The organism is Pedobacter sp. 01T416_2 (assembly GCF_056398925.1).
In genome coordinates, this window is the sequence record NZ_JBFTQI010000503.1 from 1 (window position 1) to 7,948 (window position 7,948).

The window sequence follows — 7,948 nt, forward strand, 5'->3', positions numbered from 1 at the left end:
CGCAGAGACTGGTATTTAACTTATATGAAATTGAGGGCTTTGCCCACGATGAAATTTCGAAGATGTTAAACATTCCCGAGAGTTCCAGTCGTGTTTACCTTACACGTTCTAAAAATAAGTTACGTACCCTTTACCTAAATACCATGGTTAATTCATACGAAAAAAATGGATAAGGAATTAATTGAGCATATCACCGCGCAACTCCAAAACCATGAGGAAACATACCCTGATGGTGCTTGGGAGCGCTTTTCGGAGAAAAAAAATAAGAGACGAGGCATCGCTTTTTGGCCTTTGTGGGCGGCGGCTGCCTTAATTTTAGTCTTTGGAGGTGTATTTTTTGCGCAAAACAATACAGATCAGAAAAAAGATATTGCAATAACTAAACCTAAAGCTCAGCAAAATGCTACAGCCAATGGGAATTCAAATAACAATATTAAAACTAAAATCGACTCTACTTCATTAAATAACGATACAAGCCCTGTAAATAAGCTAGCGGCCAATCGTCCACCCAAAATTACAGGAAGCACAAAACCATTATTAACAGAGCAGATCGGTTATCCGTTTATTAATACATCTGCGCAATTAGTTCCCGTAAACAGTAACCTTTTAGATAATAAGCTTGCAGGTGCTAATCTTTCAAACCTGAAATCAAAACAGTTTGATATTTTAACGGAAAAGAAAAAACCTCAACCTATTGCGCAAACAAGTTTTGAAAAACTGCTTGCCCAGGATAGTTATGCGAATCAACAAAAATCGCCATCAAAAACAAGCGAGAATTCTAAATGGCAGCCTGATGTGTATATTGCGCCAGCAATGGGTAATGATAATAAAGTAACCATGAACTATGGCTTTTCTTTATCGTATGCCATTGCCAATAAATTATCAATAAGTTCTGGCGTTTCGTATGCTTCTATTAGCACTACAGAATCGTTAAATGCTTCTGCACCACAAACCTTATCGGGCAAAAACCTCGAATCGGTTGATGCTAAAGTGCGTGGAATTAATGTTCCTTTAGAATTAAAATACAACATAAGTGATAAACTCTACACCAATATAGGCGTTTCTGCACTGGCTGTTTTAAACAACTCACAGCAGAACAACTACATTGTAAACCAGGTGCAGAATTTTTCTTCCACAACAGCGAATGGCTTTGCTGATTCGAAGACCATGATTGTGAAAGAAAAAACTACTGAGCCACAGCCCGAAGCCAATATAGATCCTGATAAATACATTGGATTCTACAATTTTTCTTTGGGCTATAAGCAAAAAATATCAAAAAAGAACAATATTGCCATAGAGCCTTTTTTAAGGCTGCCGATGAAAACTTTCTCTAAAGAAAACCTTAACCTCACCAACGGCGGACTGCGTTTGAAGATTGATTTTTAGCAAAAAAACTAAGATATTTAGTACATTTGGTTAAATGCCTAATATGAAGAATATCAAGCCATATCCTACTGAAGAGGAGCAACCTCCGATTAAAACCCTTAACGAGGTCGATTTTTCTGCGACTTACAGTTATGCAGATTATATGCGCTTCGAATTTGAAGAACGCCTAGAACTTATCAAAGGCTACATTTTCAAGATGAGCCCCGCTCCTTCCAGGATTCATCAAAAAATATCAGGAAGAATTTTTAATCCTATCTATAACGCATTGAACGGCCATAAATGTGAAGTGTATGCAGCACCTTTTGATGTCCGTTTAGCTAAGAAAACTCAAGATGACAAGGAAGTTTTCACGGTGGTACAACCCGATATAGTTGTAATTTGCGATCCGATTAAGCTTGATAAACGCGGGTGCATAGGTGCGCCTGATATTGTTGTCGAGATTTTATCGCCTGGCAACAATAAAAAAGAATTGATCAATAAATATGAAGTTTATGAGGAAGTAGGTGTTAAAGAATACTGGATTGTAAGTCCTTCGGAAAAAACATTTTTCAGATATATCCTTGATGATAATGGCAAGTTTCAGCCAACAAAACTACTTACTGAGGGCGAAGAGGTAGCCACAACGATTATACCTGGCTTTAAGCTTGTTCTTGAAGAGGTGTTTAAAGACTAGGATAAATTCTATGAAAAACATTAAACCATACCCTACTGAAGAGGAGCAACCTCCAATTAAAACCCTTAATGAGGTCGATTTTTCTGCTTTATACAGTTATGCAGATTATATGCGCTTCGAATTTGAGGAACGCTTAGAAATTATTAAAGGACACTTATTCAAAATGAGTCCTGCTCCTTCTCGAATTCACCAAGGAATTTCAGCCAACATTTTTGTCCCTATATACAATATACTCAAAGGGAAACCGTGTCATGTATACTGCGCCCCTTTTGATGTCCGTTTAGCTAAGAAAACTCAAGATGACAAAGAAGTTTTCACCGTAGTGCAACCAGATATCGTTGTAATTTGCGATCCGACTAAACTTGATAAACGTGGATGCGTAGGTGCGCCCGATATTGTTGTCGAGATTTTATCGCCTGGCAACAATAAAAAAGAATTGATCAATAAATACGAGGTTTATGAAGAAGCAGGTGTTAAAGAATACTGGATTGTAAGCCCTTCGGAAAAAACATTTTTCAGATATATCCTTGATGACAAAGGCAAGTTTCAGCCAACAAAACTACTCACCGAGGGCGAAGTAGTAACCACTTCYATTATGCCAGGATTTTCGCTTGTCCTGGAAGAAGYTTTTCAAGATTAAAACATGGATATTAACGAAAGAAGTCAAGTTTTAAATGGCAAAACTGCTATTTAAAACTTGACTTCCTTGAAAATCGCTTATATTTATTAATTAGTGTCCTGAATGACCATCAGCTCCGTGAGCATGACCATGAGCCAGTTCGTCTTGAGTAGCTTCACGTACATTTAAAATTACACCGTTAAACACTAAATTTTTACCAGCCATTGGGTGGTTTAAATCTACTGAAATGGTTTCGTCGTGAACAGCGGTAACACCTGCTCTAAACTGATTGCCATTGTTATCTTGTAAAGGAATCACATCGCCTACATTTGGTAATTCGCCACCAGCTTCAGTAAACATGGTTTTTGGAAGGTCGGCAAAAGCACCTGGATCGATATCACCGTAACCATCTGCTGCAGATAGCTCGAAGCCATATTCATCACCGGTTTTCAAGCCAGTTAAATGCTCTTCAAATTTAGGCAACATCATGCCAACGCCATATAAAAATACTAAAGGATTTTGTTCGTCAGCTTTTTCTACAAAAACTTGTTGTCCTTCTTCGTTAGTAGTATGCAATTCGTAAGTTAACGCTACTACAGAGTTTGGTGAAATATTCATTTAAATTAATTTATTGTAAATACTCTAATGCGTCCTCAACAGTGTTAACCGGCAACTGGCATACTTTATTTCGGCAAATATAAACTTTTGTTTCATTGCTTTGCTTACCTTTTAACAGCGGCAGGTTACTTTTTGTTCCGCCCAATGTAATTTTGTTCGGAATATAATGTCCGCTTAATGCTAACTTAATACTATCGGTTTCTAAACCGGTAATGGCAATTTCGTTTACACCGTAAATTTCGTTTAACTATCGTTCAATATCGAAAAGCAAACCCAATTGCTGCAAATTCTGCGACATAGTAGAGTTTGAAGCCGGAATTACATTATCCATTACTTCATGTTTACGGGCAATTAAATCTTCACTTTCAGCTGAGGTATAAAAAAACATCGGCGAATCTGTATCCGTAAAATTAGCGATTACATAATCGGTCAATGATTTTGCCTCTTCTAACCATTTTTCATCAAAATCAGCTTCGTATAAGGCAATCAGTGCTTCAATAAAAAAGGCATAATCATCTAAGAAGCCCGTAATAGAAGCCTTTCCATTTTTATAATTGCGATATAAGCCACCGTTTTCTGATTTTAGGTGATTTAAGATAAAGCTGGCCGCAGCTGATGCTTTTTCGTAATATGGTTTATGATTTAATACCTCTGCAGCATCAGCCAAAGCTTTAATCATCATACCATTCCAGGCGGTTAAACACTTATCATCCAAGCCTGGTCTGATTCTTTTGCTACGCACAGCCATTAATTTTGTTTTGGCTGAGTTTACTTTATCATAAAGCTGTTCTGCATCAATATCAAATTTTGCAAGCAGGTCGTCATCGCTGATGGTTTTACGCAAAATATTGGTTTGTTCTTCTTCCCAGTTACCTTCTTCGGTAATGTTATAATAAGCGCCGATTAATTGGGCATCTTCCCCCAAAACCTGATCGAATTCTGCTTTATCCCAGATGTAAAACTTGCCTTCTACCCCTTCGCTATCTGCATCTAATGCCGAATAAAACAATCCATCTGCTGAGGTCATCTCTTCAAAAACCCAATTTATCGTTTCAACTACTGTTTGTTTAAACGAATAAAACTTGGTACACTGATAAGCCTCTGCATATAAACTGATGAGTTGAGCATTATCATAAAGCATTTTTTCGAAGTGTGGCACGTGCCATTTATCATCAACCGAATAACGGGCGAAACCTCCGCCAATCTGATCATAAATACCGCCTCTGCTCATTTCTTCGAGCGTATGGCAAACCGCTGTAAAAACAGATTCGTCATCTTTTAAAAAGCCATACCGTAATAAAAACACCCAATTATTGGGTAAAGGAAATTTTGGAGCACGGTTATATCCCCCGTAACCGATATCGAAATGGCGTTTCCATGGTTCAATGATTTCGGTAAGGTGTTCGTTTGTATATTCTTCTTTTTCGGGCGCTGGGATTATTTTTTCGCTGTCTTTAATGCCCGAGGTTAACCGCTCTGCATATTGGATAGCCTTATCGGGTTCATTTGCCCAAAGTGCAGCAACATTTTCCAGAATATTGATCCAATCGTTTTTCCTGAAATAGGTTCCGCCATAAATTGGACGCTGATCTGGCAAACAGATACAGTTTAAAGGCCAGCCTCCGCTTCCTGTCATGAGTTGGATGGCATACATATAAATCTGATCAATATCAGGGCGCTCTTCACGGTCTACCTTAATACAGATAAAATGACGGTTCATCACCTCAGCCACTTCATGGTTCTCGAAACTTTCGCGTTCCATTACATGGCACCAATGGCAGGCCGAATAGCCAATGCTCACCAATATGAGTTTATTTTCAGTTTTTGCCTTTTCTAGGGCCTCTGCACCCCATTCGTACCAATTAACAGGATTATGAGCATGCTGCAGCAAATAAGGCGACGAGGCATGGATTAAATTATTGGTATCTGACATGGTAAATGATGTAAAATGTAAACGGAAATGGATGTTAATCGAGGCGTAAATCTATTAATATTCTACAAACCTGTTTCTATTTAGTTTTTGTTTTTATACTTTAGTTGGAAATCTAGGCTTACAACAAATGAAAATTACCCATACCGAAATATACCGCTTTAGCATCCCAATGGAAGCTTTTGTTATTGCAACCGGAACCATGCATTTTGCCCAGAATGTTTTGATCAGAATTTTTACCGATACAGGCATTCACGGTATTGGAGAGTGCTCAGCATTTCCGATGATTGTGGGTGAAACGCAGGAAACCTGCATTGCGATGGCTAAAGACTTCGCCGCCATTTTAAAAGGGAAAGATCCCTTAGAAATTCCCGAGCGGATGAATAATTTATTGGGTTATGCCGATCACAACAATACCATTAAAAGTGCTTTCGATATGGCATTATTTGATATTGCAGCCAAAAATGCAAAATTACCACTGTATAAATTTCTTGGTGGAACCAAACGCACCATTGAAACCGATATGACCATTGGTATCGATACACCAGAGGGAATGGCTGTAACAGCGTTGAAATATAAAAGCCAGGGCTGCCGCATTTTAAAGATTAAACTGGGCAAAAAAGTACACGATGATATAGAAAGGGTAAAACATATCCGCGAAGCAGTAGGCGAAGATTTGATTTTACGCCTGGATGCCAATCAGGGCTGGAGTTTCGATGATGCTTTATTTGCTTTAGGTGAGTTAGAAAAATACAATATTGAGTTTTGCGAACAACCGATGCGGACATGGTATGATGATAAACTGCCTGAATTAAATGTAAATTCTCCGATTAAGCTCATGGCCGACGAAAGCTGTTACAACCATCACGATGCCCGTAAACTGATCAATAGCCAGTCTACAACTTATTTAAACATTAAATTTTCGAAATCCGGAGGCATTTTAGAAGCGCAAAAAATCCATAAGGAAGCCTTACAACGCGGGGTAAAATGCATGATTGGGAGTATGCTCGAAACCAGGATTGCTTTAAGCGCCAACCTACATTTTGCATTGGCCAGCCCTAATGTGGAGTTTTTTGACTTAGATACTGCCTTGCTTGGCCATTTGGTCGATCCTGTGGTTGGTGGCCTCACTTATAATGGATATTTCCTTGATGTGCCCGAAGAAATTGGTATTGGTGCTGAAGCTGATGAATTTTTCTTAGAGAAATGTGAAAGTTGGACGGTTTAGTTCAGTTGTTCATTAGTCGATAGTTTATTGGTTTTCCGGCGACCTTAATAATTCAATTCATTGGCTTTCAGATATAGAACAACCTATTTAAACAATTAAGGATTGTAATCACACATAATAGATCCTGAAACAAGTTCAGGATGACGGTACGAGGGTATATGACTAATGAAAAAGCCTTCTTGCAATGACAAAAACGGTATACATCATGTCTAAAAAACTAATGCCCAATGAACCAATGACAAATATACCAATGACTAATATACCAATGACTAATGAACTAATAACCTATCTAACGCTAAACTATCCCCATTAAAAGCATTGAAATCAACCACATGACCGATGCCGTTAATTTTGGCTTTATCAGAGTGCTGCCAAAATTTCCAACGGCTTTTATCCATCCTTAGTTTTGGTTGATAATAATGGGCAATCCACAAGGGATAATCATCAAAATGATCGACTAAATAATCCTCATAAAATTTAAGTCCGGTATAAACAATCGGCCTAACTTTGGTTTTCATTTCTACATAATTGAGAAAATCGGACAGTTCTGCCCTCATTTTCAAAGGAGAAACGCCATCTAGAGATTCAATATCCACAACTGGTGGTAAATCCCCTTTCTCGATTTTCACCACCTGTAAGAAAAATTTAGCCTGTGTTTTGCCATCCTTTTTCGGTCTGAAAAAGTGATAAGCTCCACAAATAATTCCTGCTTTTGGGGCTTCACGCCAATTGCGTTGAAAATAAGGATCGACCAGCATTAACCCCTCTGTGGCTTTGACAAAGGCAAAACGGATACTAACCTCATCCTCTTTCATTTCCTTTACTTTTTGCCAGTTTATTTTGCCCTGATAGTAGGAAACGTCGATACCGTGAACGGTATATTTTTTGGGGATTTTGATGTTAAAACTTTCGTAAGTTCTGTAATTTGGGTCTTGCCCCCAATCTTTAACCCAGCGCCAGGTAGCCACAAAACTTCTTAAAACATAACCATAGTAAAATGGAGAGAGTAAAATCAACAATAAACCTGCAATAACCAATTTAAGTTGAACCGAAATACCACCTTTCTTTTTTTTGCCTGTTGTGGATTTTCTCGCTACAGGTTTCCTAACGGCAGGTTTTCTGGCAACAGGGGGCTTGTTTATTGTGGTTCTTTTCTCTGGCGGCATTTGATCGGTTTCCGGATGCAAATTTGTGAAAAATTATGGGATATTTTTTGCTCATCTTTTTTAATCTAAAAAGCGGATATTGAATTCAGATGATTAATTAATATCTGGCTTTTGCTATTTTTACCTCATCTAAATACAGCATGTTCAAACTTATTTTCAACACCTATAAAACATCATTCAGTGGCTTAAGCAGAGAAACCTGGTTATTGAGCTTTGTAATACTGTTTAACAGATTCGGAAGCATGTCAGTTCCGTTTATGGGTCTGTTCGTTACCCAAAGTTTGCATAGATCGGTAACAGATGCAGGCTTAATCATCATTTTATTTGG

General features: G+C 38.1%; 8 protein-coding genes and 1 pseudogene. 6 read left to right on the plus strand and 3 right to left on the minus strand.

Annotated features, from left to right (window positions below):
- The 4 genes from AC1DPQ_RS19000 to AC1DPQ_RS19015 all read left to right on the plus strand — a co-directional run.
- Positions 1–173, plus strand: a 173-nt coding sequence (locus tag AC1DPQ_RS19000; protein ID WP_477610542.1) for an RNA polymerase sigma factor, incomplete at its 5' end; no start/stop codon positions are given.
- On the plus strand, positions 166–1,386 hold the full coding sequence (locus AC1DPQ_RS19005; RefSeq protein ID WP_477582848.1) for a hypothetical protein: 1,221 nt from the start codon (positions 166–168) through the stop codon (positions 1,384–1,386). The genes AC1DPQ_RS19000 and AC1DPQ_RS19005, both read left to right, overlap by 8 nt.
- A 43-nt stretch (positions 1,387–1,429) precedes the next feature.
- The gene (locus AC1DPQ_RS19010; RefSeq protein WP_477610539.1) at positions 1,430–2,059 is read left to right on the plus strand and encodes a Uma2 family endonuclease; all 630 of its coding nucleotides are present in this window, start codon (positions 1,430–1,432) and stop codon (positions 2,057–2,059) included.
- A gap of 10 nt (positions 2,060–2,069) precedes the next feature.
- Positions 2,070–2,699, plus strand: coding sequence for a Uma2 family endonuclease (locus tag AC1DPQ_RS19015; protein ID WP_477610540.1), 630 nt, complete (start codon positions 2,070–2,072; stop codon positions 2,697–2,699).
- Between the two features lie 90 nt (positions 2,700–2,789).
- Here AC1DPQ_RS19015 and AC1DPQ_RS19020 read toward each other — a convergent pair whose 3' ends face one another.
- Positions 2,790–3,296, minus strand: coding sequence for an FKBP-type peptidyl-prolyl cis-trans isomerase (locus AC1DPQ_RS19020; protein WP_029280752.1), 507 nt, complete (start codon positions 3,294–3,296; stop codon positions 2,790–2,792).
- Positions 3,297–3,543: 247 nt separating this feature from the next.
- A complete protein-coding gene (locus AC1DPQ_RS19025) occupies positions 3,544–5,229 on the minus strand; it encodes a thioredoxin domain-containing protein (RefSeq protein WP_477610541.1) in 1,686 nt (561 codons plus the stop codon).
- A gap of 127 nt (positions 5,230–5,356) precedes the next feature.
- Here AC1DPQ_RS19025 and AC1DPQ_RS19030 point away from each other — a divergent pair, with 127 nt between their 5' ends.
- Complete coding sequence (locus AC1DPQ_RS19030; protein ID WP_477582841.1) at positions 5,357–6,454, plus strand: mandelate racemase/muconate lactonizing enzyme family protein; 1,098 nt, start codon at positions 5,357–5,359, stop codon at positions 6,452–6,454.
- A gap of 269 nt (positions 6,455–6,723) precedes the next feature.
- Here AC1DPQ_RS19030 and AC1DPQ_RS19035 read toward each other — a convergent pair whose 3' ends face one another.
- Complete coding sequence (locus AC1DPQ_RS19035) at positions 6,724–7,620, minus strand: glycoside hydrolase family 25 protein (protein ID WP_477582839.1); 897 nt, start codon at positions 7,618–7,620, stop codon at positions 6,724–6,726.
- Positions 7,621–7,760: 140 nt separating this feature from the next.
- Here AC1DPQ_RS19035 and AC1DPQ_RS19040 point away from each other — a divergent pair.
- Positions 7,761–7,948 (plus strand): annotated as a pseudogene (locus tag AC1DPQ_RS19040) (MFS transporter); the annotation flags it as partial.